Here is a 25,610-nt window from a genome sequence, read left to right as displayed (position 1 = left end):
ACCCTTTGTTTCATGCTCTGCTTGCTGCTTATTTTAACGAAACGTCCTCTTGCAAGCCCTTACGTAAACGCTCTACTAAATCCCTAATTCGCTCGTATTTCAAGCGATAGGCCACACGGTTTGCGATCAAGCGGGAAGTCGCTTCCAGAATCGGAGCAACCTCGACCAAGCGATTTTCCTTGAGCGTTTTCCCAGTGGAAACAATATCCACGATCATTTCAGCCAGGTCAACGCACGGAGCAAGCTCAATATTGCCATGAAGTTTAATGGGCTGGACCTGCATGCCCAGCCCACTAAAGAAAGTCTCTGCGACCCGGGGAAATTTCGTGGCTACTCGTTGATGGTTCAGTCCACTTAAATCATAGTCTCCACACGGAAGTTTGGGTGGGACACTAGCCTCCGGCATAGCAACCACAAATCGACAAAATCCGAATTTAAGGTCAAGTAATTCCGCCACGTCTTTATTCACTTCCAAAAGGGTATCTTTCCCCACAACACCAAGATCTGCAGCCCCATATTCAACAAACGTTGGAATATCTGTGGCGCGGCAAATAATGATTTTGACCTTACTATCCTGAAGATCATAGAAGAGCTTTCGGGAATCTTCATTAACATGGCTGCATTCTATCCCAATCCGACTCAATAATTGGATGGAGTCAATCAGTAACTTTCCTTTAGGCAGCGCAATCGTTAAAAAATCTTGTTCCACTAGGTTATCCCCTTCCAATATCCCGTAAAAATTACAGCTTATAAATGAGTGTTTCCTTTCAATTCATTCCTTTAATTAATTAAAGTATTAAAATATATTACTATTATATCAATGTCTTTTTATTCTGGCAACCCCTGAAGGTTAAAAAAGACAAGTCCTTCAATTAGGCTTGTCTCTTAAATACAAGTAATTAATTTCCCATCTCAATCCCCAGATTACGTGCCGCTATCAGCAAAGGGTCGGTTAAAGGCACTAGTTTAAGCTTATCGACTGCTTCATAGAGGGGAACCCGTACAATATTTCTGCCCCGAAGAGCGACCATGATCCCAAATTCCTCTTCGATTACTGCATTAACCGCGGCAACACCGTATAGGGAAGAAAGCACTCGATCATACGAATTGGGAGACCCGCCACGCTGGAGATGGCCAAGCACCGTCACTCGCGTTTCCATCCCAAATTGTTCTTCGAGTTCATTGCCTATTTTGGCGCCAATACCTCCCAACTTAATCGGGTCGAAACGTCCCGAGACCAGTCGCTCAATCACTATATCGCCACCCAAAGGTTTAGCACCTTCTGCGACAACAATGATACTAAATATCTTCCCTACTTTTGCCCGATGTTGGGTGGCTTGTACCACCCGATCAAGCTTATATGGAATTTCCGGAATTAAGATCACGTCCGCTCCTCCGGCTACTCCTGCATACAAAGCTATCCAGCCTGCATAGCGCCCCATTACTTCGAGAATCATGACCCGGTGATGGGATTCCCCCGTGGTGTGGAGACGGTCAAGCGCCTCCGTGGCCGTTTCCACCGCTGTCTGAAAGCCAAAGGTTTGATCGGTGGCCCTCAAATCATTGTCAATCGTTTTTGGAATTCCGATCACATTGAGTCCCAGGTTCTCAAGCTTAAGTGCAATATTTAAACTGCCGTCCCCACCAATAGCAATTAAGGTATCCACATCGCGTTCCTTTAAATTCTGGATAACATCACCTGAACGGTCTAATATTTGAACTTTCCCATTTACTTCCGTTTCATACGCAAAGGGATTGTCCCGATTTGTTGTTCCAAGAATTGTACCGCCACGCGGTAAAATACCCGAGACATCCTTTAACGCCAAGGGCATGAAATCTCCTTCTACCGCGCCATGATAACCATCCTTAATTCCGAGCACTTTTATTCCATAATTGTGCGCGCTTTTAACAACTGACCGAATCACCGCATTAAGCCCCGGGCAGTCCCCTCCGCCAGTAAGTACTGCAATTTTACGCATCTACGACACTCCTTAATTTAAATTTAAACTTCCTCCGGCCTACTCATTTATGCTCCGTGACTAACCATGCTCTTGGAAATCAAGGGTTTTTGCAGTTGAAACACATAAATTATGTTTATGCTCTTTAAACAATATCCCTGATAGTTTAGACTCATTTTATTGCCGGTAATATACAAAATAATTTAAGTCATACTATAGGTTTACATTTATGCAATTTTGTTTATATTTTTATATAAGGGTTCTAAAAGAGTTAAGAAACCCTTTTTATGTGTAAGACTTCCATTTCTAGCATTCCCACTTGAACGAAAATATAAATGGTAAATGGTAGTTTACAATTTATGAAATACAAATAAATACTGGGCTAATAGACTGAGCGTCTAGAAAAGTGGCGTCAAGCGAATAGCGATGGAACGTGTATGAACGTGCTAAGAAACTTCCTTCAACTTTATTCAACATACATAAGCTGCTTAATATTCTTGAGCCGTGCCATCAACTGGGCCGCTTCATTTCCCATAGTTTCGAGTACCATTTCAACCCTTTTCCCGGTGGCCCTTAAGGCTTGGCATTGGCGAATAATCTTCTCTGCATCGGATCCATAAACCAAAATTTCGGCTCCCTCCACAGGGGGAAGTGGGAATTGTTCTAACAGGTTCCCGAGGTGAATAGCAAACCCGGTTGCCGGCTGTGGAACACCAAAGTCGGCGTACAACGTATCATAACGTCCTCCCTCAACCACCGGAAAACCCATTCCTGAAACATATCCTTCAAAAACCGCACCCGTATAATAGGAAAAACCACGTAGAATGCCTAAATCCAGTGCGACATTTGCTTGAACTCCAAAATCGTGCAAATACCGATAAATTCGCCTTAAACTCTCCACAGCTTCCCTAATCGCTGACCGTTCACTCCAGAGGAGGACTTCATCAAGAATTTCTTCTCCTCCGTGAAAATGAGGTAAACGCAGTAATAGCTCCTGAACACGTTCAGGTAACCCGCTAAGACTTACCCAGCTTTCCACGCCAACCATGTCTTTGCGAGCTAACGCTTCTTCCAGCTTGGCTTGCATCCCCTCATTAACCCCCGCTTCCAACATGAGTCCTGAAAAGATCCCCATATGCCCAAGGTTAAACTGATAGTTTTTCAAACCTAAACCCGCAATAGCTTGCACAGCGAGGGCAATCACCTCTGCATCAGCCAGTTCCTGGTCAGAACCGATGAGTTCTACGCCCACTTGGCGGAACTCTCTATGCCTAACCATAGTATTCCGATAGACATCCGCACTGTAACACAGACGAAGCGGTAAATCCGCCCCGCGCATACGTGTACTGACCAGGCGTGCTATCGGCATCGTCAGCTCTGGTCGCAAGGCTAGAATACGTCCTTCCCGGTCAAAAAATTTGTATAATAAGTTGTCTTGCTCGATATCCGGTTGAACACATGCGCAAAATTCAAGGGTCGGAGTCAACACTTTCTTATAAGACCACTGACGAAAAAGCGCAAGAATATCATTCTCTAAGCGCTCCTGCACGGCGACTTCTTCCGGGAGTAAATCGCGCATACCCTCCGGTATACGTTGTCCTAGATTTGTTCTTAGCAATATAATTCTGCTCCTTCTATATTGACATAATCAAGTACCTAAACATTTTGCTCTTGCAAACGCTTTAAGATCAGTTGATACCCATCCGCTCCAAAATTTAAACAACGCTTAACTCGGCTGATCGTTGCCGTACTCACTCCTGTCACATCCCCAATAGCCGTGTAGGTTTCATTCCTCTGCAACATTTTGGCAACTTCCAGACGCTGGGCCAGAGCTTTAATTTCTGCTATTGTCGCAATATCTTCAAAGAACCGATAACACTCTTCTTTGTCTTTTAGCAATAAAACTGCTTCAAATAAGGCATCCGTTAACGGATTCTGTAAACGCTCATCGCTAAACATAGTTTTCCTCCTTGAAAAAGGTTACTTCCTTCCTTTAATATATTAAAGCGTAGTTCTTCTGTCAAGAGCCTTTCGCGAAGGCTATTTCAAATAAAGATAACGCTCCATACTGGGGATATACGGAGACCATTCATCCTTTGGATGATTCTCTTTTGCTTGCTCAAAATGGAAAAGTTCGGCATCCATGACATCTGCATAGTGGATCACCAACGCTTCCATTAACTTGGGTCTTTTTGGGGATTGCCACTCATATTTTCCATGGTGACTTGTAATGATATGAAGTAACTTGGATCGCAACTCACGTGGAAAGTCCGGAATTTTCGCCATCTCCTCGGTTAATAATTCGATCCCTAAGATAATGTGCCCCAGAAGTCGCCCTTCGGTTGTCACTTTAATTCCTCTGGAATATGAATACTCCCCGATCTTACCAATATCATGCAAAAGCGCACCTGTTATGACTAAATCACAGTCCATTTTTGGATAATGCCCGGCAATCCCCTCTGCAATCTCAGCCACTCTAACACTGTGCTCCCAAAGCCCGCGCAGATAGGCTTGATGGATTTTCATGGCTGCCGGAGCCTGCCGATAAGCCGGTCCCCATACCGGGTGGAATAGAAACTGTTCCAGGAGGGCTTTAAGTTCAGGTTGCGTAATCTTATCCGAAAGGACTTTTAAGCGATTTTCCAACTCCTCCACGGTAACCGGAGAACTCGGCAAAAGGTCGGATAAATCCACCTCTTCCTGAGGAATCATCCGGATTGTTTCAACCGTAAGATCAAGTGTACCACGGTATTCAGAAGCAACCCCTTTGACACAAAAAATGTCCTGATCATTTAGCCATCCAAGGACTTTTGGGTCATAGTTCCACATTTTCCCCTGGATCATTCCCGAACAATCCTGGCACGTCAAGGAGAGATATGCTCCAGGCTTTTGCCGGAAGCGAACTTCTTTCCATTCATTGACCAGGACAGTTCCCTCGAACCGTTCCCCGGCTTTACAATCTTTCAGCATATCATAAATTCTTCCTTTCATTTACTGCATTGTTTATAATCTTAACAAAAGCGAATTTGAACATTTTTTATGGTATCAACCCCTATCACTCTGGCGACAGCTAACCTCAATAATTATATCATAGTTCAATCAGAGACCTAAAAATCATACTTCCGATTTGTTAACTTATAGAAAGTATACGCCTGTGGGTAGCAAAAAAATCTCCCCGACATAACATATTCAAACTTAACTTTATCGAAAGTTAGCCGTGGCTAACCTATCGCTTAAAAAGTGAATTTACACCCAATAACCAAAAGGGGGCACATAATTATGAAGGACGCAGAACGAATCGATCTGTTAGCAGACTTATCTCCGGGTTCTGTCTGTCAGATCGTATCCTTGGAATTGAGTGGACTACTGCGGCGACGAATTCTCGACTTGGGAATCGTCCCTGGAACGTTGATCCACTGTATTCGACGAGGTCCTTCCGGTGACCCGACTGCTTATCTGGTCAGGGAAACACTCGTTGCCTTGAGAAGTGAAGACGCTGCCCAAATCTTAGTTAGAAAGTTATGGAATGGAGAGGAAAATGTATGAATTTTTCTGTGAAGCAAAAGAGAGTGTTATGGCAAGATCGTTTTGGTATTTCCTTAGCAACCGGCCAGTTCGGCGTTGCTTTGGCAGGAAATCCAAACGTTGGGAAGAGTACGATTTTTAATGCTCTTACTGGGCTGCATCAGCATACGGGTAATTGGCCTGGTAAAACAGTGGATAATGCCCAAGGGAGCTTCCAATTTCAACAGAAATCCTTTTTGCTTGTCGATTTACCGGGTACTTATTCCTTATTAGCCCATACAGTAGAGGAACAAATTGCCAGAGACTTTCTGTGTTTCGCCTCGCCGGATGTGACAGTGGTTGTCCTTGATGCGACTTGCCTGGAGAGGAATCTCAACTTGGCTCTCCAGGTTTTTGAAATAACTCCAAAAGTTATTATCTGCCTAAATCTCATGGATGAGGCCCGGAAGAAAAATATTATGATCGATGTACCTTCTTTAGAGCGCGAATTGGGAGTACCGGTAGTCGCTGCTGCTGCTCGCCAAGGAAAGGGACTTCCAGAACTTCAAGAGAAAATACTTCAAGTTGCCTCTGGTGCTTTGCAGACAAAACCCCGCCAAATCGCCTATTCACCTGAAGTGGAAAAGGCCGTAAAACAATTACTGCCCTTGGTGGGATCTCTCGCCGACAACACTTTTTCCCCCCGCTGGCTTGCCTTACGACTATTGGACGGAGATAGCAGTTTCCTGGATAGTTTAAACAGTTTTCTTGGTATCAGCCGAGGTTGGGAGGGGGCAAAATGCGCGCAATAAGGCCTGTAAAAAGTTTAAGCGAAGTGTGGTGCAAGGCCGAAGGTGTCCGAAGGTCTTATCCCTATTCTTTCAGCGATCAGATCGTTGCCGATATCTATGGAAATGCAGAACAGATCACTAAGCATGTTCTCTCTAAAAAAGAGAACAAACGTTGTCTTTTTGATCAAAGGCTGGATGACCTGGTAACTTCCAAGTGGTTTGGCTATCCGCTTATGCTGCTATTATTGGTTATCGTCTTTTGGATAACCATAGAAGGGGCGAACATTCCTTCCAGCTTCCTCGCCACCTGGCTCTTTGCTTTCCAGGACCAGCTCACGCTCTGGTTCCAATGGATCGGTGCCCCTGCTTGGGTACATGGAGTTCTTGTTCTGGGAGTCTATCGGACATTAGCCTGGGTTGTCGCCGTTATGTTGCCCCCGATGGCCATCTTTTTTCCCCTGTTTACGCTTTTAGAAGATTCCGGATATCTCCCTCGTATTGCTTTTAACCTGGATCATATTTTCAAAAAAGCCAAAGCCTGCGGCAAACAGAGCCTGACCATGTGTATGGGGTTCGGGTGTAATGCCGCCGGAGTTACTTCCTGCAGAATTATTGACTCTCCCCGCGAACGCTTGATCGCGATTTTGACCAATGTTTTTGTTCCATGCAATGGGAGATTTCCAACATTGATAGCTATTACCTCTGTTTTTATTGGCTATACTATTGCAGCCTATTCAGGATTGATCAATGCGCTGGTTATTACCTTAATAATTATGTTGGGTATAGGGGTTACTTTGTTAGTCTCCTGGCTCCTGTCTATGACAATTTTAAAGGGTGAACCCTCATCCCTTGTCCTGGAATTGCCGTCTTACCGACGACCTCAGATTGGTGCGGTAATCTATCGTTCCATAATCGAGCGTACCATATTTGTTTTAAGACGGGCAATGATAGTAGCCGCTCCTGCCGGCGGAGTGATCTGGATTCTGGGGAATATTTATATTGGGGATCAAAGCATTATTACCACTGTTGCTCATGCTCTAAATCCGCTGGGGCACTTAATTGGCCTGGATGGGATTATCCTGATGGCCTTTATTCTGGGACTGCCGGCAAATGAGATCGTCTTACCGATTCTCATAATGAGTTATCTCTCTACCGGCAGCCTCCAGGAGTATGCCGGTTTGGAAGAACTGAGAATGGTCTTGGTAAATAACGGATGGACCTGGCTGACGGCGATAAATGTCATGCTGTTTTCCTTGCTGCATTGGCCTTGTGCTACAACTTTGCTGACGATCTACAAGGAATCCGGCAGTAAGAAATGGGTCTTTCTCTCTTTTCTGATTCCGACGCTGGTTGGATTAAGTGTCTGTTTTATTTTCACCCAAGTGGTACGGCTCTTTGGCTTGGTCTAGCAAGCAGTATTTCCGCTTATTTTACTGGAGGCAAAATGTTCTCCAGTAAAACCTTATGCCACTCCGGGTTATTATTCAGGAAAGTGACTATGGCTTGGATCGAGCAGATCGTAGCGTCTGAAAGATAATGTTCCATAGCCTCCGCTTCTGCAGTAATATCACAGTCAGTTCCGATCAGAATAAGAAATTCCTGTAACAATCGGTTGCGTTTAACTAAGAAATCACCGCGTTGTTTCCCTTTTTCTGTGAGGATGATCTCACCGTAGCGTTGATAGGAAATAAACTCACTCTTATTGAGTTTATGCAAAGCTTTTGTAACCGAAGGTAAAGAAACCGCCAGTTTATGACTAAGATCAGTCACTCGGACGGAATCTGAAGATAGCGAAAACCGGTATAACTCTTCCAAGTAGTCTTCTAAACTGGGGGTGAGAATCGTCATTGCCGCTCCTTATCAGGTTTTTTATGTTTTTGAGGACTGTTAATAATATTGTACGCATATGCTTTCCCTCTAGACCCTCTACCGACTTAATTGCAACCATAAACCAGAGGCTATTTCGAACTGTGCAGTTGAATAAGAAATAATAACCATAAAGTAATTAGATTACTGGATAGATTGGAAATAATAATTTATACTATGTTTCAGAAGTATGTCTAATGCTCTTGTTTTGTTTGCTTGATGAACCAACGGCTGGACTGACTCCTTGTTAAATTAAACCATTTTGCAATTATGACAATATCCGTATATCTCCAGCTTATGTCCAGTCACGTCGAAATCTATCTTCTTTTTCAAGATATCCTGAAGTTCTCCCATAGGGCAGTCTTCAATGGAAATCACCTTATGGCAACCAACGCAATAAAGATGATGTTTATGCTCATGATGGTTTAGTTCATACCGTGCTTTGCCATCATCCATAGCTGATTTTATAACCAGGTTTTTAGAGACAAATGCATCCAGCGTCCTATAGACCGTGGACAAATTTATTGAAGCAGTCTTTTTTCTTAACGATATATAGAGTTCCTCTGCTGTCATTGGCTGTTCAGATTGTTCCAGGAGAAGTAGGATAGCATTTCTATGCCTGGTACTTTTCATCCCTTCACGCTTCAGGATTTCCGTATAGTTAGTGTTTTCTTCCAACAAGATCATCCCTTAATTCTTGATAGTTCAGTACTCAATAAATCTATTTTAATCTTTTTAAATATTTAAGCAATCTTTGGTCCGTTAAAACTTGTCGAGCAATCAACCATCTAATTGTATTAGTCTGGATTTCACTCTATTCGATGATTAATACGGTAAATAATAATTGACAATTATAAAGAATAGAATATAATCTGATTGTAATGCAAATGCATGGCGTTTGCAAATTTTTAAATGGGGGGAAGGTAGTTTTTTGAATTCAAAGTCAGTTAAACTTCTTTGCCTGGTGCTATTAGGCTTATTGGTGGTAAGCGGGTGCAGTACTAATAACGAATCCCAGGTTACAATCAGTCCAACTCATAACTCAAGTTCAAAAACGATGACAATCGCTGCTTCATTCTATCCAATGTATATATTTACTTTGAACGTTGCCAAGGACATCCCTAATGTCAACGTGATTGATATGACTAAGCCCACGGCAGGATGCCTTCATGATTATGCAGTAACTCCTGATGACATGAAAAATCTTGAGGAAGCAAAAATCCTCATCACCAATGGAGCAGGCATGGAATCCTTCATGGCTAAGATTACGAACCAAATGCCGAATTTAAAAATAGTTGAGGCCAGTAAAGGAATCGAACTAATTAAAGGAGATGGGAATGAAGGCGATAATCCTCATGTCTGGGTAAGTATCTCTAATGCTATCAGGCAGGTGCAGAATATCGGAGATCAACTTGCTTTATTAGACCCCAATAATGCCACAAAATATCAAGAAAACACCAATATGTATATCAAAAAGTTAGAAGCACAAAGAGCTAAAATGCATCTGGCCTTGAACGGCATAAAAAGCCGTGATATCGTGACCTTCCATGAAGCATTTCCCTATTTCGCGAAAGAATTCAACTTCAACATAGCCGGGGTAATTGAACGTGAACCGGGTTCAGAACCCAGTGCCAAAGAATTGGCTGAGACAATAGACAAGGTAAAAAGTCTGAAGGTCAAAGCTCTTTTCGCAGAACCACAATATTCAACTAAAGCGGCTGAGACAATTGCAAGAGAGACCAGTGCTAAGGTTTATACGCTTGACCCCGTTGTAATGGGACCTATGGAAGCAGATGCCTATCTCAATATTATGGACCTCAATCTTAGAACATTACAAGAGGCGCTGAAATGAACATGAACTTGAACATGATACAACCGAAATGTAATCATAGTCGACAAGGGACATCCTGTCAGTCTGGACTTTGTTGTACCAAAATTACCAACTTTGGAGTTTCACGTGGCGGTACAGAAATATTACGAAACGTCAATCTCCACATTCACTGTGGAGATTTGACGGCGATTATCGGTCCTAACGGTGCCGGAAAAAGCACGCTTCTTAAGGCAATCTTAGGTGAGATCCCCCATACTGGAGAACTTCAATTTCTTGATGCCAAGAACGAAGGAACAACAAAACCGTCTATGGGTTATGTCCCACAAAGGCTTGAGCTCGATTCAAGTTCCCCAACAAGTGTCCTTGACATATTTGCAGCTGCCCACACTAAGATACCTATCTGGTTTACTTATCCTAAAAAAATACGTCAACATGTTCGAGAAACTCTAGCCCGCACTCAGGCGGACCACTTAATCAATAAACGCTTAGGCGCCTTATCCGGAGGGGAGTTACAAAGAGTTTTACTCGCCCTCGCCCTTGATCCAATTCCTCACCTCTTACTTCTGGATGAACCCGTATCAGGTATTGACCAGAGAGGTTTAGAGTTTTTTTATAAAACAGTTTCTATTCTTCGGAATAACTACGACTTATCCATAATCCTGGTTTCTCATGACTTGAATTTAGTAGGGGAGTATGCTGATAGTGTAGCCTTTGTCAATAATAAGACGATTGAATGCGGCGGACCTCCCCAGGAAGTATTCAGTAATGAAAAAGTAATCCAGGCATTTGGTTTAGATTGGTCGAATCGTTATCTTAGAAACGAGAAGGATAGGGTGGATAATGCATTTTTGGTATAGTCTGATGGACTTATTGCTGCCTTTCGGTTGGGTACAGCATGAGTTTATGAGGAATGCGCTCCTGGGGGTTTTATTGGTAACCCCCATTTTCGGATTGCTTGGTACAATGATTGTTAATAACAAAATGGCCTTCTTTTCTGATTCGTTGGGGCATTCCGCCCTAACAGGGATTGCCATTGGAGTTATATTGGGCATTAAAAATCCTATTTGGTCTATGCTCTTCTTTTCAGTGTTGATTACAATTGCCATTCTAGTTGTCAAAGAAGCAAATACGGCTTCTACCGATACAATAATTGGGGTATTTTCTTCTACGGCGGTAGCACTTGGCATAGTCATACTTTCTCGCAACGGCGGATTCAGCAAATACTCGGTTTATCTTATTGGTGATTTGTTAAGTATTAATCAAACAGATTTATTAACACTAAGCATTGTCTTTGTACTGGTGATTGCTTTCTGGATCGTTATTTTTAATCGAATTCTTCTGGCCAGTATGAACCCTTCTTTAGCACGTAGCCGAGGGATTAATGTTCGACTTTATGAGTATTTATTTAGCATGCTTATGGCGGTTATCGTGACAATTTCTATTCAATGGGTCGGCATACTCATCATTAGCTCCCTCCTGATTTTGCCGGCTGCTTCTTCGCGAAATATTGCAAAAAACATGCGGCAATACCACGTATACTCTGTCTTGATTGCTCTTCTCTCCGGAGTATCCGGGCTAATCTTATCTTATTTTTGGGGAACAGCTACCGGGGCAACGATAGTGCTGATCTCCTCAGCATTTTTTGTAATAACTTTTATTGGGAAGTTACGACTGAGCTGAAACCAACACGGATTCTTCATTGAACGCCTTATTCCAAGACCTGCAAACTCATTTTATAATCGTAGATCAACTCGTTGAAATCCTCTGTCGAGCCGGTATCGCGGATTAGTATTTGGGCTTTTTGCAGCAATCGTTTATGTACCTCCTCCCTACCGATAAGAAAATTGATCATCCGCTTCATGTTTGGGTCACTTGTCAGCCCCAAATGCTGCTGATACAGACGGCTTGCCCGAGTTTCTGCCTGCACATCCGCCTGCAGAACGGTGCTGCAGTTAACGCTTTGATCAATATAGTTAATCACCCATGGAGCGCCCTGAGAATTAACGCATGTCAGCGAGGGGCCTCCTAATTTTTTGATTGCTGCTGCAATTATTTCCATATGCCCCAATTCTTCTGCGGCAAATAACCCTAGTAGTTCTCGAGTATAACGGTTTGAGATATTGGAACGATGATTTATGTACTGTATGGACGATGATAATTCGCTGTTTCTTCCGGCATAATGTTCGAGTAACACTTTTGCGAACGTTAGGTCTTGGCGTTCAACATGGATCGGATAGAAAATTTGCTTGCGAAAATTAAACACTTTTATCCCCCCTTATGATAGAGCACCCTACCTATATCATATGGGGAAGAATCGCAACGGGTACAAAGTAAATAATTTTTTTCATAGACAACATTTTACAGGTATTTCTAAGGATTTACTACAAAAACTAATTATGAGCCAAAAATATAGTTCACAAAGGAGATTTTACTATGAGATTTAAAAAGATCGATCCAGGACCCTTAAGTTTCCTTCAACCCGGGTGGATTGCATTCCATGCCGCCATTATAACCGGGGTAACACTGTTGGGTAAGGCTTGGGAAAAAAGAAGCCGCTGGTAAGAAGAAGAATTTTCGAAAGATGCTTGACTATATTACGGATAACCTTGTCTGACTTTAGCGGAGCGTGATATTCAAAATAAAGACTGTTTTTCTCGTTAGCAAGCGGCCAAGAATATTAGCCGCTTGCTTTTATTTCTCAAAGGGTGTGAATAAGTAGCAATGGCCATATGTGAAAATTATTAATGATCCTTGTATGAGACATTATTATATGTTACTAATCCTTCCAAAATGCCGGCAGGAATAGTACCAATATAGGGTATATTTCCAACCTTCCAATCAGCATCAAGATACTTAAGACGTATTTCCCACTATCCGGCATAAAGCCAAAGTTTTGGGTCGGACCCACCAGATTAACTCCCGGTCCGATATTTCCCAGACAAGTTGCGGAGGCCGACAAGCTGCTCAAGACATCAATGCCCATTGCTGTGAGCGATAGCATACCCAAAGCCATAATCAGAATATAAAGAAAGAAAAACTGTAAAACGTTGATGAGCAAGTCATCTTTGATAAGGTGTTCGCCAAATCTTAGCGGTAAAATAGCTTTGGGATGAACCATCTTTTTTAATTCTATTTTGATGCGCAGTAAAATTATAAGATACCTTCCCGGCTTAATGCCTCCTCCGGTCGATCCGGAACATCCGCCTACAAACATCATTAGAAGTATAATTGCTAAGCCAAATGCCGACCATTGATTATAATCGACAGAGACATAACCGGTGGTAGTAACGATGGAGACTATTTGAAAAAAAGCTATCCTAAGACCAGCCTCCCAACCCGTACCCGAATTTAAAAATAGGATCCTTAAGAAAACCAATAGACTCGCCGCAACGATAATGATTGTATAGAGTCTGAATTCGGAGTTTCTTAGGTATGTCAATAGGCTTCGTTTCTTGAAAGCAAAGTAGTGGAGTGCAAAGTTGGCTCCGGCGATGAACATAAATAGAATTAGCGTCCATTGGATAAAAGGGCTGGGATAGAACGCCATGCTGGAATTCTTCGTGGAGAAGCCGCCGGTTGCCATGGTTGCAAACGAATGGCAAAGTGCATCAAAAAAATCCATCCCGAAAAAATAAAGTAATAGGGTACAAGCAATACTGAGGAGAAGATATATAATCCACAGCCTTCTGGCAGTTTCGCGAATGCGGGGACTGATATTTTCAGTAATGGGACCGGGCCCTTCAGCTTTAAATAATTGCTTGGCCTGTGAACCCAGGTTAGCCATGACGGCAACGAGAAGAACGATAATCCCCATACCGCCAAGCCAATGAGTAAGGCTGCGCCAGAACAATAAACCCCGGGGCCATGCTTCGACGTCGCTGACTACACTGGCACCGGTGGTAGTGAAGCCGGAAACGGATTCAAACAAGGCATCTGCAAATGAAGGGAGATAGCCGGAGAATAGATAAGGCAGGGTACCAAAGATCGAGACAATTGCCCACCCCAGACTTACTAAAGCAAAGCCTTCTCTAAGGTTAATTTTACCCGGTTTGTAAAAAGCACGACTTAAAAGCAACCCGCATATTATCGTTAGAATAGCCGCTTGCAAAATGGGTATTGTTACATCTTCATAATAAGCAATGGACCAGCCCAAACAACTTAGCATAGCAATGCCAATTATGAGAATAATGCGGCCCAGATTCCCCAGAATAACTGCTGACCTGATCAATTCCCTTACTTCCCTTCTTTAAGAAGTTCCCAATAATAGGAGTTGTGCAACTCGTCGCCGACCTGGTCAATCTCTGACCTTCTTAAAAAAGATCGGGTGTGGCAGTGAGACTACCGCTTACGGACTTAATAAATCTCTAACTTCCCTTCTTAAAGAAGTGCTCTATCTTGTGGATACTTTTGAGTAAAGAAAATACAATCAGTCGATCAAAGGGAACAATTTTAAAAGTACCATCAGGAATAATAATTTTATCATCGCGCAGCGCTGCCCCAATCATTGAACCGGTCGGTAATTTAATATCTTTCAGTTGTTTATTCAATACGTTTGCTCCGGGTTGGGCTATTAGCTCCAACATTTCGGCCCGATCTTCTCCAAATATAGTTACGGAAATGATATCACCCACCCGCATGTATTTAAGAATGGCGCCGGCCGTAAGTAACCGGGGACTGATTATGGTATCAATACCAACTTGTTCAGCTAACGGTAATATATCAGTCCGCTTAAGCTGACAAACAGTCTTCTTGACGCCTAAATTACTGGCAATGAGTGCAGATAGCAAGTTTATTTTATCATCATCACTTAAGGCGACAAAAAGATCGGAGGCTTTGATGTTTTCTTCCTCCAACAATTGATAATCACTGCCCTCCCCATGAATAACCAAAGTACGCTTCAGCTTTTGGGAGATTTTCTGGGCCCGGGCAAAGTCCTTTTCAATGATTTTGATATTCATTAAAGGCTGACTAGTTTCCAGAATCTGAGCCAAATAGAAGCCTGTCCGCCCTCCTCCCAGAATCGTCACCTGCTCCACCTTGCGGGCATCAAATCCCAGGAGTACCTCCACGGCTTTCATATCGCTGGTCCGGGCCATGAGATGAATATGATCTCCGAGCTTCAGGATGTCATCGCCATTCGGTACTAATATGACATGCTTACGCAAAATGGATACAATATTATAAGGAATAGACATATCCAATTGCTTGATTTTCTTGCCCAATAATGGAGAGTCCGCCTTCAATTCCAACTCTAAAAGCTGAACTTTCCCATCAGCATAATAATCAACCCCAAGCGCTTCAGGATTCTTCGCAATTTCAGCAATTTCCCACGCTGTGACCCGGTCAGGATTAATTATAAGATCAATGCCCATTAATTGTTTAAGGGAGAATTCTTTAACTTCAAGATACTCAGGGTTGCGAACCCTTGCCACAGTTGTTTTTGCCCCATATTTTTTGGCAAGCAGACACGCTACCATATTAAGTTCATCATACTCGGTAACTGCAATCAGCATATCTGCTTTTTTAACACCGGATGATAATAATACCGACGTAGAGGACCCGCTGCCGGAAATCACTTGAATATCAAGTGCATTTTCCAATATTTGCTGCCGCTCAGGGGATTGTTCAATTACTGTTACATCGTGACCTTCAGTCGATAACAATTGGGCCATATTAAAGCCCACTTTACCTGCCCCGATTATAATGACCTTCATAAAACGCTCCATCCCTTTCTGAGGCACAAAAATATTGTGATTTCTTCCGGCAGCGAAGCCGCGGGCTATAAACAGAGTTCTTAGCGTCATGATGGAGTTTTTACTCCACCTGACGGTTAGAAATCGTTATCCGGGAGTTGTACAGTTCTTATCTCCCTCTTAAAGAAGAAGGAGATAAGAACTGTTAGCTAGCGGATAAAAATTAAATAGCCGTTCCCTCAACAAATCAGTGACTAAATCACTAACATAATCACTAATCCCAAAATATCCGATAACATAATGGGCTGAACAAAAACAGTGGCCGAGGTAACGACTACATGAAATTATAAATAAGTGAATGAATCTCATAAATAGAATTTCAAAGTTCATAAAAATTATCCTTTAAGGCTCAGGAAGGCTCAAGCCCTTTTGCCCCAATATCCCGTCGGAAATGGGCCCTCGGAAAATCGATTTGCTCCACGAGAGCATACGCTTTTTCCCTGGCTTGCTGAAGGGTTTTACCTTCGGCTGTAACCCCCAACACCCGGCCGCCGCTACTGATAAGTTGACCCTCGCTGATACCGGTGCCGGCATGGAAAATAACCGAGTCCTGATAATTTTCCGGCAAGTGAATCGGAATCCCCTTGGTGTAAGCTAAGGGATAACCGGGTGCCGCCATCACCACACAAACTGCGACCCCCTCTTTCCACTCCAGCCGGGCTTCCGCCAAACGGCCCTCCGTACACGCCCAAAGGATAGGCAAAAGATCTGATTTAAGTAGTTTCATCACCACTTGCGTCTCCGGGTCGCCAAACCGAACATTATATTCCAGAATTTTCGGACCCTTCCCGGTGAGAATCAACCCAAAGAAGAGCACTCCTTGAAATGGAGTTCCCCGTTCGCGCATCACCTGTAAAGTCGGGGAAACAATGTCACGCATGACCTTAGCTTCAAGCTCAGCTGTCCAGATCGGAGGAGGACTATAAGTTCCCATTCCGCCGGTGTTCAGTCCACGGTCACCATCCAGGGCCGGCTTATGATCCTGAACCGGAACCATTGGATAAGCTGTTACTCCGTCACAGAAGCACAGCAAACTTACCTCCTGCCCTTCAAGGTATTCTTCAATAACCAGCTTCTTACCCGCTGTTCCAAAACTACCCTCCATAATTTCATCAACAGCCTGAAGAGCGGTTTCCAAATCCATGGCGACAATGACACCCTTACCCGCGGCTAAGCCATCCGCTTTTAAAACACAGGGAGCTCCAATAGCTCTGACATATGCCTTCGCTTGCTCAGGCTCTTCAAACATCTTCCACGCCGCCGTCGGGATACCTGCACTATCCATAATGGTTTTGGCAAAGGATTTGCTCCCCTCCAGCCGGGCTGCAGCCTGAGTCGGTCCGAAAATCCGCAGGCCGACCTCCTGAAAGGCATCCACAATTCCCATACTTAACGGGTCTTCCGGTCCCACGATTGTTAAATCTATCTTCTCCTTGAGCGCAAACCCTACTAACGCAGAAATATCCCGTACCGGAATGTCTACATTCCACAACACAGTCCCGGCATTCCCCGGCGCAACATAGAGACGCTGGAGTTCCGGACTTTGCGCCAACTTCCAGGCCAGAGCATGTTCACGCCCTCCGCTGCCTACTACTAATACTCGAAGGTTACCCACTGTCTCACCTCGTCTCCTCAAATATTAAGTTATGTAACAAGAGTGTAAAAAGGATAAAAGTCTTTCATTATGTCTCAGCGGTTAGAGCTGACTTTTTAAGTATTCTGTAATTAGTCGGTCATATTCTGCCGTATGGGCAAAAGCTTCGGCAGCCAGGCGGCGGCGCATATCCGCGGATACAGCACCCTCTTTGCGCAGCACACTTAAAACTTCTTCATAGGATTCCGGATTGACCACAATAGCGACACGTCCATGATTTTTGGCGGCGGCACGCACCATTGTCGGTCCGCCAATATCAATATTTTCAATCGCCTCTTCGAAAGTCACGCCCGGCTTGGCAATGGTCTCCCGAAACGGATAAAGATTAACTATCACTAAATCAATAAAACTAATCCCGTTTTCCTCCATTTGTTTCCTGTGTTCCGGACTGTCCATCGCTAAAATACCACCATGAATTAATGGATGGAGTGTTTTCACACGGCCATCTAAAATTTCCGGAAATCCAGTGATCTCACTGACATATTTAACCGGAATATTGGCTTCAGCCAGTGCTTTATACGTCCCGCCGGTGGAAATCAATTCAAAACCTGACTCCGCAATCCCCCGTGCAAAATCCACAACTCCTGTCTTGTTGGAAACACTGATTAATGCTCTTTTCTTCATTCTTCAACAACCCCTTACTGCAAAATTCGTACCTGTCGCCCTATCCGTTCAACTTTTCCCAGGGCTACCAGTCGGACTGCCTCCGGATATAGACGATGTTCCATCTCTAAAATTCTTTCCGCTAATGTATCTTCCGTATCCCCTGCCAACACCGGTACCGCTTGCTGCAAAATGATCGGCCCACTGTCCAAACCCTCATCCACAAAATGTACCGTACATCCGCTTACCTTAACCCCGTACTCTACAGCCTGACGCTGAGCATGAAGCCCGGGAAAAGCCGGCAGTAAGGAGGGATGAATATTCAAGATCGGAAAAGCGACCTGTCGAATGAACTGAGGACTTAATACCTTGAGATATCCTGCCAAAAGCAAAAGTTCCACCCGATTTTCACGCACCCAGCTCAGGATATCCTCCTCTTGAGCCTGACGATCGGGATAATCACTCATGTGGAAAACACGTGTTGGAATTCCTGCCGTGTCAGCACGTTTAAGGGCTACCGTCTCAGGTTGGTCTGAGCCAACACACACAATCTTTATCGGGAGGCTGCCATTACCACATGCGTCTATCAAGGCTTGCAAGTTACTCCCCCGGCCCGAAGCCAGTACTGCGGTCCTCAATATCCCACCCCTTCTCCGGGTACAACACTGCCCATAACAAAGCATTTTTCTCCCAACTCAACAAGCTTTTGCCTTACTTTACCTTCATCTTCCGGGTGAACAATAATGACAAAACCTACGCCCATGTTAAAGGTCCGATACATTTCTGACCAAGCCACATCTCCCAGACGTTGCATTAAGGCGAAAATGGGGGGATGTTCCCACGTCGAAGTATCAATCCGAACGCCCAGACCTGAGGGTAAGACACGGGGAATGTTGTCCGTTAATCCTCCTCCGGTAATATGGGCCATGCCCAGGATTTCTCCCCCTGGAAGCAGCGGTAAGATCGATTTAACATAAATCCGAGTCGGACGAAGCAAGGCCTCCCCAAGTGCTTCCCCTAACTCCGAAAACACCTTATCTAAAGGATACGGTGCAAAAATCTTACGTGCTAAAGAATATCCGTTACTATGGAGTCCTGTGGATGCTAAGCCAATAAGCACATCCCCAACCTGGATTTTCGATCCGTCAATCAACTGATTACGATTCACAACACCCACTGAGAAACCGGCAATATCATATTCATCCTCGGCATAGAAGCCAGGCATTTCCGCCGTTTCCCCCCCGATCAGCGCGCAACCTGCCATTTCGCACCCTTTGGCAACGCCGCCTACCACTTCAGCAACACGGGTCGGCTCTACTTTACCAACGGCCAGATAATCCAGAAAAAACAAAGGTTCTGCACCCTGAACCAAGATATCATTGACACACATAGCCACTGCATCTTGTCCGATGCTATCATGCTTGTTCATTTGGAAAGCGAGGCGTAGCTTAGTTCCCACGCCATCCGTTCCGGATACAAGAACTGGGTCCGGATATTTCCCCAGATCCAGTTTGAAAAGTCCGCCAAACCCGCCAAGTCCGCTGAGGACTTCCGGACGAAGTGTCCTCGCGACCGCTGGTTTGATACGCTCCACAACTTCAATACCAGCTTGAATGTCGACGCCCGCGTCTCGGTAAGAGTATCCCAACATTTATTCCTCCTAGTATTTCTTTGTTTCAAAATCGTTTTTACTCCGATTTAAGTTCGCAACTGGGACAGGATACGTTCCGTTAAAACAAGCCAAACAAACGGTATCCGTGCCAAGTGCTCGCAGCAAGGCTTCCTGAGAGATATAGTGGAGCGAATCTGCCCCTATATACTTCCGAATCCCTTCGATATCCAACTGATTGGCAATCAGTTTCTCCCGTTCCGCCGTGTCAATCCCATAGTAGCACGGATAGGCTACCGGAGGAGAACTGATTATGAAATGTACTTCTTTGGCCCCTGCTTTCTTGACCAAATTCACCAGCTTGCAACTAGTCGTTCCGCGGACAATCGAATCATCAATCATCACGACCCGTTTATCTTTCAGAACGCTCGCGTTAGCATTGAGTTTGAGACGAACACCCACTTCTCTCATTGCCTGAGTCGGTTGAATAAAGGTACGACCGACATAACGGTTTTTAATCAGACCTTCTCCAAAGGGAATCCCCAGCGCCGTGGCATACCCCAGGGCGGACGCGGTCCCGGAGTCTGGGACTGCAATCACAAGGTCCGCCTCAATCGGGCATTCACGGGCAAGTTCTATTCCCATCTGACGTCGGCTCTCCGAAACGTTCAACTGATCAAGGGTGCTATCCGGTCGCGCAAAATAAATATATTCAAAGGCACAATACGAACGCTCGGTCTTAGTGAGTCCCTGTCGCGAATGTAACCCCTCTTCATCAATCACCACAATCTCACCGGGTTCCACATCCCTAATAAACTCTGCGCCAATGGTATCGAGTGCGCAACTCTCTGAAGCTAGGCAGTATTTGCCATCCATCTGACCAATACATAAGGGACGAATACCATAATGATCTCTGAGTCCAAAAAGCTTATCCTCCGCCAAGATTACCAAAGCATATGCCCCCCGCAGATCCATCATGGTCTTGACCAAGGCGTCTTCCAAAGAGTCCCTGCGATAACGAGTAATGATGTTAATAATTACTTCGCTATCAACGGTCGTTTGGAAAACCGCCCCGTTTTTGCCCAGCTCTTCTCGAAGTTCCAAAGCATTTGTTAAATTACCATTATGGGCTAAGCCCATCATCCCTTTTTGGTAGTGTACCGCCAAAGGCTGAGCATTAGAAAGAAGACTTGAACCCGTAGTAGAATAACGAACATGCCCGATCGCCATTTTTCCCTTTAAGCCATCCAGCACACTGTCCGAAAACACTTCAGACACCAAACCCATTCCTTTATGCACAGTAATGTTTCGTCCATCCGAAACCGCGATGCCGGCACTTTCCTGCCCACGATGCTGTAGGGCATAAAGCCCATAGTAAGTTAAACGGGCCACCTCCCGATCAGGAGCATAAATCCCAAAAACTCCACATTCCTCTTTCGGCTTGTCCTCTCCAAATTCGAACATTTCTGATCCCCGTCTCTTCCAAAAGTGTATTGCTTATGCCAACTTCATTTTCGCACATCACGACAATTTTTCTCACAATTTCAAACTGCAGCGATCCCCTTAATTGGTCCCACTTTCACTTTAAGCAGGTGCGAGGACCTCTTTTACCCGACGAAAGACTTCTTGATACGCTTCTTCAACCCCTCCAAGATCCCGCCGGAAGCGATCCTTGTCCAGCTTTTCCCGCGTTTCCATATCCCAATAACGGCAGGTATCCGGAGAGATTTCATCGCCCAGATAGACTTTTCCATCCGCAACCCCAAACTCCAGTTTAAAATCAATCAGATCGATTCCCGCTTTGACTAAAATGGCCCGCAATATATCGTTTATTTTTAAGCCCGAGACTTGAATTTCTTTAATATTTGCAGCACTTGCCCATCCCATCGCGACAGCATGGGATTCATTTACCATCGGATCTCCCAGTGCATCATCTTTATAATACAATTCCACAACCGGTTGAGAGAGAACATAGCCCTCCTCCACTCCAAGACGCTTCGCTAAGCTCCCGGCTGCAATATTGCGCACAACGACCTCGAGGGGGATCATGTCTAAGCAGCGCACGAGCATATCCCGCTCGCCTAAAAGCTTCACAAAATGGGTGAGGATACCCGCTTTTTCTATTTCTTCAAAGAAGAGTGCCGATAACTGATTATTAACCTCTCCTTTATCTACTATTTGTCCTTTTTTCAGTCCGTTCATGGCCGTCGCATCATCTTTGTAGGCTATCCAAAAATACCCGCTTTGATCTGTCTCATAAACTTCCTTTGCCTTTCCCTCGTACCGTAATGCTAGCTTTTCCATAATCTTACCCCTTTCAATCGTCAGTTTCTCGTCAGTTTATTAGCACGTTCGCCCACGTTCCATTGCTATTCCCTTGAGAATATGGCTAAACACAAAACTTCCGGGCTTTCTGCATGTAAACTATTGTGTTTCTTAACGCCATATTCTCTGCGCTCATTGGCGCAATTCCTCTCTCCGTGCTCTCTAAGCTAAGAAACTTCCTCTCGCTTGGGTCCCACGGGGGATTGGAACGACCCTGCGTATCCGGGGCGCTGTTTACTTCTTTGACACAAGTGCGCTTCGCTTGCAAGTTTGGGGATGATTTGTTTTCGTAATTGCCTCTGTCGTTTCTTCCGTTCCTTCCTCGTCGTAACCAAGCTGGAATGAAATTAAATTGCAAAGAGAACCATCAAGCGGGAGGAGCGTGTCGAGAGCAGTTGGCAAAGCGTTGAGACGCACATTGGTCGCACATTCAGGTAATCCCAAGGGTTATGTGCGTTAGCTTCGCCAACAAACGAGCCGCTCCGGAGCTTTGGTGAACGTGCAATTTGATTTTATTCCTCAAGGTCTAACCGCTGAAAAATGTCCGCTACATGCTTAGTATGGTATGCATAATCAAACAAGGCGGCAATTTCTTGCTCATTTAAGTATTCCCGGATGCTCGGGTCCCTGTTGAGCAAGCTTTGAAATTGTTCTTTCGTATTCCAGGCTTCCATTGCATTTCGTTGAACCTGAGCATATGCTGTTTCCCTGCTGACGCCTTTATCCACTAATGCAAGCATCACTTGTTGGGAAAAAATTAAACCGCAGCCCTTATCTATGTTCACTTTCATTTGCTCCGGAAAAACCTCCAGCCGATCTATGAGCTGGATCATCTTATGGAGCATATAGTCTAAGGCGATAGTGCTATCCGGCAAGATCATTCGCTCTGCGGATGAATGGGAGATATCACGCTCATGCCATAAGGCTACGTTTTCTAAGGCAACCTGGGCATTCGCCCGCACAACCCGGGCCATGCCGCATATACGTTCCGGTGTAATCGGGTTTTTCTTGTGGGGCATCGCCGAGGAGCCTTTCTGACCTTTTCTAAAAGCTTCTTCCACCTCATGGACATCGGTTCGCTGTAGATTACGAATCTCGGTCGCCATTTTATCCAGAGAACTGGCAATTCCCCCGAGTGTCGTCACATAACAGGCATGCCGGTCGCGCTGCAGTATTTGAGTCGAGATCAGAGCCGGCTCTAAGTGAAGTACTTGGCAAACATGCGCTTCAACTTGAGGATCTACGTTGGCAAAGGTCCCGACTACGCCGGAAATTTTCCCAACCCGTATCTCCTCACGGGCAAAAGCTAAGCGCCTTTTTTGCCGTCTTATTTCATCATACCACAGAGCAAACTTTAACCCTAAGGTAATCGGTTCAGCGTGAATTCCATGCGTTCGCCCCATCATTAGTGTGTCCCGGTGTTCTAACGCTCTGCGGCGCAGAACGGTTACCAACCCCTCCATTTTAGTCAGCAATATATCGGACGCTTCAACTAATTGCAAGGACAAAGCCGTATCCAGGATATCTGAGGAGGTAAGGCCCAGATGAATGTATCTGGCTTCGTCTCCCACATTCTCGGCAACATTGGTCAAGAAAGCCAGCACATCATGCTGGGTCACTTCTTCCAGGGCTTGTACCCTTTCCCAGGAGAAAGAAGCCTTCTCTCGAATAACCTCAACCGCCTCCTTCGGGATCATGCCAAGATTAGCCCATCCCTCGCAAGCAGCAATTTCAATTTTTAGCCATAGTGTGAGGCGATGTTCGTCCGTCCAAATTCCTCCCATCTCAGGAAGCGTATACCGTTCAATCATACCTTAGTCCCCTTTCGTGGTTCGTAGTTCGAATATTACCTAATCCCCTGAATAATTTCAGATACGCTTCAGTTGGAAGGTTATAACTCCATTTGAAATAGTTTTCTGTATCGATTTCTCAAATTCCTTGACTTAAGCGCTTTTGCAACGCTTCATCCTTCGCCTCGATATCTTTCCGCATCTGAGCCCTATGGCTCTTGACCTTCATGCCCAAGGATTCATCCTGAATAGCCAAGATCTGTATCGCAAGCAACGCCGCATTGCGTGCCGCACCAATACCAACTGTCGCGACCGGAATTCCCGGGGGCATTTGGACTATTGAATAAAGGGCGTCTTTTCCTGCCAAGGGGCCACCACTCAGTGGTACACCAATCACAGGCAAAATCGTTGTCCCAGCTATAACCCCCGGTAAGTGGGCTGCTAACCCTGCTGCAGCGATGATAAGTTTTCCTCCCTGGGCTTCAAAAGCTTTCACCCAGTCTACGGTTCTTTCCAATGTCCTATGGGCTGAAGAAATTTTAACTTCAAAATCAAGTTCGAATTGACGAAGAACTGACATGGCGTCCTCCATGATTTTGTAATCCGAATCACTTCCCATAATAACCCCAATCTGGCTCATCTAATCTTCGCCCTTTCTCCCTTTCCCTGGTAATAAAACCCAGGAAGGCAGATTCCCCCCTTTTACAAGAGTGAAACCTACCCGCCTGGGCTTTTATCCCTTCGGTGTAATCTGATTTCTCAATCAAACCTGTACCACTCGGACAAGAAAACTTGGCTAGCGCCCACGCGAAGACACTGTCTTCGCACGATTAACCCTTCTTGCAGACACTGTCTTCGCACGAATTATTCATTCTGTCAGCCTTCAGACGACGACGATCGCCTCACTAATACTTCCGGAAAGTAAACAACTGTCAGTTATACTTTCTGACTAGTACAAGTCGTTTGCCCTAGGTACACTTTCGCTCATAGTCAGACCATTTACGGTAGTCTGGTTGAAACTTGCGGACCATATCTCCGCAGTTATATGAACTCCCTATGAATTAATATTAAGTTTATTTTACAAGAAGGCTGTATGAAGGTCAAGATATAAAGTGAAGTGGGGGCTTCACAATCCATCGAGAACTGCCTTTTCAGCCTGGTCCTTCGGATTATTTACAAAACGATTGGTCCCAAAAAAAGTGGTTATGATTTCGTAAACAATACCCAAAATCATAACCACTTTGTAGTTTCAGGGGGATAACAAAAAGGCAATTCTCAGTGAGATCACCAAATACTTAGCTGTTGATTAGCCTTAATCCTGTAGTATTGGTTAAGCAAGCAATCCAACTGCCGACTCAACTCTACTACTTCGCTAGCATTAAGATTACGCGTATTACCAAATTTATTGAGTTTCTTACGTAGACCCTCTATTCTTTTTAATAGTTTCTCTTCCACATAGATTCCTCCTGAAATTTCATCCCTAAAGATTTTATTGCCTTTTGGGTAAAATTGCAAGAATATATCATCTCTAAATGTGTAATTATTTGTCGAGATATCTATTAACTTTTTGCAACTTACTCTTGAAGTTGCATTCATCGTGTTTTTCTCAGGATGTAACCCGTTCATTTGGTCTTCTGATCACCCGGATATGTTATTGCTTTAATATATATCAAAAAAGAACTGGAAAGCTCATATCTTCGTAATTCCAGTTCTTCATATATTGATCTATTTTAACTTACTCTTTCAGTGGCTTCTCATTTTCGATGCTCCTTACAGAAAAAAATTGAGCTAACTAATTTCGACTTGTTTACCTTTAATTGTTTCTTGCTGTTTCTTGGGTAGTGTTATCAAAAGGATTCCATTTTCAAATTTAGCATTCACATTATCAGTTTCTACATTAGAAATAGCAAACGATCTGGTCATGGT

Annotated in this window: 26 protein-coding genes, 1 pseudogene and 1 riboswitch; of the genes and pseudogenes, 7 read left to right on the top strand and 20 right to left on the bottom strand. The window is 44.4% G+C overall.

The genetic code is table 11. The features are described from left to right. Nucleotides 1-28 precede the first annotated feature (28 nt). The 5 genes from hisG to AC6I5A_RS11890 form a co-directional block, all read right to left on the bottom strand. Complete coding sequence (gene hisG / locus AC6I5A_RS11910; RefSeq protein ID WP_034616176.1) at nt 29-709, bottom strand: ATP phosphoribosyltransferase; 681 nt, start codon at nt 707-709, stop codon at nt 29-31. A gap of 190 nt (nt 710-899) precedes the next feature. After that, nucleotides 900-1,979: a 6-phosphofructokinase gene (locus AC6I5A_RS11905; protein WP_034616173.1), complete on the bottom strand. Its 1,080-nt coding sequence runs from the start codon at nt 1,977-1,979 to the stop codon at nt 900-902. 445 nt (nt 1,980-2,424) lie between these two features. Beyond that, nucleotides 2,425-3,576 (bottom strand): ATP phosphoribosyltransferase regulatory subunit, encoded by a 1,152-nt coding sequence (gene hisZ, locus AC6I5A_RS11900; protein WP_034616170.1) that lies wholly within the window; start codon nt 3,574-3,576, stop codon nt 2,425-2,427. A gap of 38 nt (nt 3,577-3,614) precedes the next feature. After that, a complete protein-coding gene (locus tag AC6I5A_RS11895; protein ID WP_034616167.1) occupies nt 3,615-3,917 on the bottom strand; it encodes a YerC/YecD family TrpR-related protein in 303 nt (100 codons plus the stop codon). Between the two features lie 81 nt (nt 3,918-3,998). Further along, on the bottom strand, nt 3,999-4,928 hold the full coding sequence (locus tag AC6I5A_RS11890) for a 3'-5' exoribonuclease YhaM family protein (RefSeq protein ID WP_034616163.1): 930 nt from the start codon (nt 4,926-4,928) through the stop codon (nt 3,999-4,001). Between the two features lie 309 nt (nt 4,929-5,237). On the opposite strand from AC6I5A_RS11890, the gene AC6I5A_RS11885 reads away from it, so the two are divergent. From AC6I5A_RS11885 to AC6I5A_RS11875, 3 genes are read left to right on the top strand one after another with little or no spacing between them, the layout of a single operon-like run. Next, nucleotides 5,238-5,504, top strand: a complete 267-nt coding sequence (locus AC6I5A_RS11885) for a FeoA family protein (protein ID WP_034616160.1) — start codon at nt 5,238-5,240, stop codon at nt 5,502-5,504. Next, nucleotides 5,501-6,274 (top strand): FeoB small GTPase domain-containing protein, encoded by a 774-nt coding sequence (locus tag AC6I5A_RS11880; RefSeq protein WP_034616157.1) that lies wholly within the window; start codon nt 5,501-5,503, stop codon nt 6,272-6,274. The genes AC6I5A_RS11885 and AC6I5A_RS11880 overlap by 4 nt, the downstream gene beginning before the upstream one ends. Beyond that, a complete protein-coding gene (locus AC6I5A_RS11875; RefSeq protein ID WP_034616154.1) occupies nt 6,262-7,662 on the top strand; it encodes a nucleoside recognition domain-containing protein in 1,401 nt (466 codons plus the stop codon). Before AC6I5A_RS11880 ends, AC6I5A_RS11875 begins: the two co-directional genes overlap by 13 nt. Before the next feature lie 16 nt (nt 7,663-7,678). Here the strand turns inward: AC6I5A_RS11875 and AC6I5A_RS11870 are convergent, their stop codons facing one another. After that, nucleotides 7,679-8,095: a metal-dependent transcriptional regulator gene (locus tag AC6I5A_RS11870; protein WP_034616249.1), complete on the bottom strand. Its 417-nt coding sequence runs from the start codon at nt 8,093-8,095 to the stop codon at nt 7,679-7,681. A 276-nt stretch (nt 8,096-8,371) separates the two neighbouring features. Next, the gene (locus AC6I5A_RS11865) at nt 8,372-8,806 is read right to left on the bottom strand and encodes a transcriptional repressor (protein WP_052168066.1); all 435 of its coding nucleotides are present in this window, start codon (nt 8,804-8,806) and stop codon (nt 8,372-8,374) included. Nucleotides 8,807-9,050: 244 nt separating this feature from the next. Between AC6I5A_RS11865 and AC6I5A_RS11860 the strand changes: the two genes are divergently transcribed. The 3 genes from AC6I5A_RS11860 to AC6I5A_RS11850 are packed head-to-tail and all read left to right on the top strand — an operon-like array spanning nt 9,051 to nt 11,630. Further along, complete coding sequence (locus tag AC6I5A_RS11860; RefSeq protein WP_034616148.1) at nt 9,051-9,971, top strand: metal ABC transporter substrate-binding protein; 921 nt, start codon at nt 9,051-9,053, stop codon at nt 9,969-9,971. A 2-nt stretch (nt 9,972-9,973) separates the two neighbouring features. Continuing rightward, a complete protein-coding gene (locus tag AC6I5A_RS11855; RefSeq protein ID WP_497900714.1) occupies nt 9,974-10,807 on the top strand; it encodes a metal ABC transporter ATP-binding protein in 834 nt (277 codons plus the stop codon). Further along, nucleotides 10,791-11,630, top strand: coding sequence for a metal ABC transporter permease (locus tag AC6I5A_RS11850; RefSeq protein ID WP_497900711.1), 840 nt, complete (start codon nt 10,791-10,793; stop codon nt 11,628-11,630). Before AC6I5A_RS11855 ends, AC6I5A_RS11850 begins: the two co-directional genes overlap by 17 nt. Nucleotides 11,631-11,658: 28 nt before the next feature. Here the strand turns inward: AC6I5A_RS11850 and AC6I5A_RS11845 are convergent, their stop codons facing one another. Further along, the gene (locus tag AC6I5A_RS11845; protein ID WP_034616142.1) at nt 11,659-12,213 is read right to left on the bottom strand and encodes a manganese catalase family protein; all 555 of its coding nucleotides are present in this window, start codon (nt 12,211-12,213) and stop codon (nt 11,659-11,661) included. Nucleotides 12,214-12,383: 170 nt separating this feature from the next. Between AC6I5A_RS11845 and AC6I5A_RS11840 the strand changes: the two genes are divergently transcribed. Then, on the top strand, nt 12,384-12,512 hold the full coding sequence (locus AC6I5A_RS11840) for a hypothetical protein (protein WP_497900710.1): 129 nt from the start codon (nt 12,384-12,386) through the stop codon (nt 12,510-12,512). A gap of 214 nt (nt 12,513-12,726) precedes the next feature. Here AC6I5A_RS11840 and AC6I5A_RS11835 read toward each other — a convergent pair whose 3' ends face one another. The 12 genes and pseudogenes from AC6I5A_RS11835 to AC6I5A_RS11780 form a co-directional block, all read right to left on the bottom strand. Continuing rightward, entirely contained in the window at nt 12,727-14,178 is a 1,452-nt protein-coding gene (locus AC6I5A_RS11835) for a TrkH family potassium uptake protein (RefSeq protein ID WP_052168065.1), read from the bottom strand. Between the two features lie 136 nt (nt 14,179-14,314). After that, complete coding sequence (gene trkA / locus AC6I5A_RS11830; protein WP_497900709.1) at nt 14,315-15,754, bottom strand: Trk system potassium transporter TrkA; 1,440 nt, start codon at nt 15,752-15,754, stop codon at nt 14,315-14,317. Nucleotides 15,755-16,052: 298 nt separating this feature from the next. Beyond that, on the bottom strand, nt 16,053-17,318 hold the full coding sequence (gene purD / locus AC6I5A_RS11825) for a phosphoribosylamine--glycine ligase (protein WP_034616140.1): 1,266 nt from the start codon (nt 17,316-17,318) through the stop codon (nt 16,053-16,055). A gap of 84 nt (nt 17,319-17,402) precedes the next feature. Continuing rightward, a pseudogene (purH, locus tag AC6I5A_RS11820) lies at nt 17,403-17,981 on the bottom strand (bifunctional phosphoribosylaminoimidazolecarboxamide formyltransferase/IMP cyclohydrolase); the annotation flags it as partial. Between the two features lie 14 nt (nt 17,982-17,995). Continuing rightward, complete coding sequence (purN, locus tag AC6I5A_RS11815; protein ID WP_034616137.1) at nt 17,996-18,598, bottom strand: phosphoribosylglycinamide formyltransferase; 603 nt, start codon at nt 18,596-18,598, stop codon at nt 17,996-17,998. Beyond that, entirely contained in the window at nt 18,595-19,608 is a 1,014-nt protein-coding gene (purM, locus tag AC6I5A_RS11810; RefSeq protein ID WP_034616229.1) for a phosphoribosylformylglycinamidine cyclo-ligase, read from the bottom strand. The genes purN and purM overlap by 4 nt, the downstream gene beginning before the upstream one ends. A gap of 12 nt (nt 19,609-19,620) precedes the next feature. Then, a complete protein-coding gene (gene purF, locus AC6I5A_RS11805; protein WP_034616134.1) occupies nt 19,621-21,033 on the bottom strand; it encodes an amidophosphoribosyltransferase in 1,413 nt (470 codons plus the stop codon). Nucleotides 21,034-21,153: 120 nt separating this feature from the next. After that, complete coding sequence (gene purC / locus AC6I5A_RS11800; protein WP_034616132.1) at nt 21,154-21,873, bottom strand: phosphoribosylaminoimidazolesuccinocarboxamide synthase; 720 nt, start codon at nt 21,871-21,873, stop codon at nt 21,154-21,156. 533 nt (nt 21,874-22,406) lie between these two features. After that, nucleotides 22,407-23,705: an adenylosuccinate lyase gene (gene purB / locus AC6I5A_RS11795; RefSeq protein WP_034616130.1), complete on the bottom strand. Its 1,299-nt coding sequence runs from the start codon at nt 23,703-23,705 to the stop codon at nt 22,407-22,409. A 118-nt stretch (nt 23,706-23,823) separates the two neighbouring features. Then, a complete protein-coding gene (gene purE / locus AC6I5A_RS11790; RefSeq protein WP_034616127.1) occupies nt 23,824-24,324 on the bottom strand; it encodes a 5-(carboxyamino)imidazole ribonucleotide mutase in 501 nt (166 codons plus the stop codon). A gap of 327 nt (nt 24,325-24,651) precedes the next feature. After that, nucleotides 24,652-24,753: riboswitch (purine riboswitch) on the bottom strand. A gap of 215 nt (nt 24,754-24,968) precedes the next feature. Continuing rightward, nucleotides 24,969-25,310: a Spo0E family sporulation regulatory protein-aspartic acid phosphatase gene (locus AC6I5A_RS11785; RefSeq protein WP_497900708.1), complete on the bottom strand. Its 342-nt coding sequence runs from the start codon at nt 25,308-25,310 to the stop codon at nt 24,969-24,971. Between the two features lie 162 nt (nt 25,311-25,472). After that, the gene (locus AC6I5A_RS11780; protein ID WP_497900713.1) at nt 25,473-25,607 is read right to left on the bottom strand and encodes an Hsp20 family protein; all 135 of its coding nucleotides are present in this window, start codon (nt 25,605-25,607) and stop codon (nt 25,473-25,475) included. Between the last annotated feature and the right edge of the window lie 3 nt (nt 25,608-25,610).

Source organism: Desulfosporosinus sp. Tol-M2, assembly GCF_059735615.1.
Note: the sequence above shows the minus strand (reverse complement) of the source record. Positions and strands in the feature narration are given on the sequence as shown.

Excerpts from the sequence above, each read along its gene's own strand:
- AC6I5A_RS11905 (WP_034616173.1), bottom strand. The coding sequence starts at position 1,979 with ATGCGTAAAATTGCAGTACTTACTGGCGGAGGGGACTGCCCGGGGCTT.
- AC6I5A_RS11895 (WP_034616167.1), bottom strand. The coding sequence starts at position 3,917 with ATGTTTAGCGATGAGCGTTTACAGAATCCGTTAACGGATGCCTTATTT.
- AC6I5A_RS11890 (WP_034616163.1), bottom strand. The coding sequence starts at position 4,928 with ATGCTGAAAGATTGTAAAGCCGGGGAACGGTTCGAGGGAACTGTCCTG.
- AC6I5A_RS11885 (WP_034616160.1), top strand. The coding sequence starts at position 5,238 with ATGAAGGACGCAGAACGAATCGATCTGTTAGCAGACTTATCTCCGGGT.
- AC6I5A_RS11880 (WP_034616157.1), top strand. The coding sequence starts at position 5,501 with ATGAATTTTTCTGTGAAGCAAAAGAGAGTGTTATGGCAAGATCGTTTT.
- AC6I5A_RS11875 (WP_034616154.1), top strand. The coding sequence starts at position 6,262 with ATGCGCGCAATAAGGCCTGTAAAAAGTTTAAGCGAAGTGTGGTGCAAG.
- AC6I5A_RS11865 (WP_052168066.1), bottom strand. The coding sequence starts at position 8,806 with ATGATCTTGTTGGAAGAAAACACTAACTATACGGAAATCCTGAAGCGT.
- AC6I5A_RS11855 (WP_497900714.1), top strand. The coding sequence starts at position 9,974 with ATGAACTTGAACATGATACAACCGAAATGTAATCATAGTCGACAAGGG.
- AC6I5A_RS11850 (WP_497900711.1), top strand. The coding sequence starts at position 10,791 with ATGCATTTTTGGTATAGTCTGATGGACTTATTGCTGCCTTTCGGTTGG.
- AC6I5A_RS11840 (WP_497900710.1), top strand. The coding sequence starts at position 12,384 with ATGAGATTTAAAAAGATCGATCCAGGACCCTTAAGTTTCCTTCAACCC.
- trkA (WP_497900709.1), bottom strand. The coding sequence starts at position 15,754 with ATGACGCTAAGAACTCTGTTTATAGCCCGCGGCTTCGCTGCCGGAAGA.
- purF (WP_034616134.1), bottom strand. The coding sequence starts at position 21,033 with ATGTTCGAATTTGGAGAGGACAAGCCGAAAGAGGAATGTGGAGTTTTT.
- purC (WP_034616132.1), bottom strand. The coding sequence starts at position 21,873 with ATGGAAAAGCTAGCATTACGGTACGAGGGAAAGGCAAAGGAAGTTTAT.
- purB (WP_034616130.1), bottom strand. The coding sequence starts at position 23,705 with ATGATTGAACGGTATACGCTTCCTGAGATGGGAGGAATTTGGACGGAC.
- purE (WP_034616127.1), bottom strand. The coding sequence starts at position 24,324 with ATGAGCCAGATTGGGGTTATTATGGGAAGTGATTCGGATTACAAAATC.
- AC6I5A_RS11785 (WP_497900708.1), bottom strand. The coding sequence starts at position 25,310 with ATGAACGGGTTACATCCTGAGAAAAACACGATGAATGCAACTTCAAGA.
- AC6I5A_RS11780 (WP_497900713.1), bottom strand. The coding sequence starts at position 25,607 with ATGACCAGATCGTTTGCTATTTCTAATGTAGAAACTGATAATGTGAAT.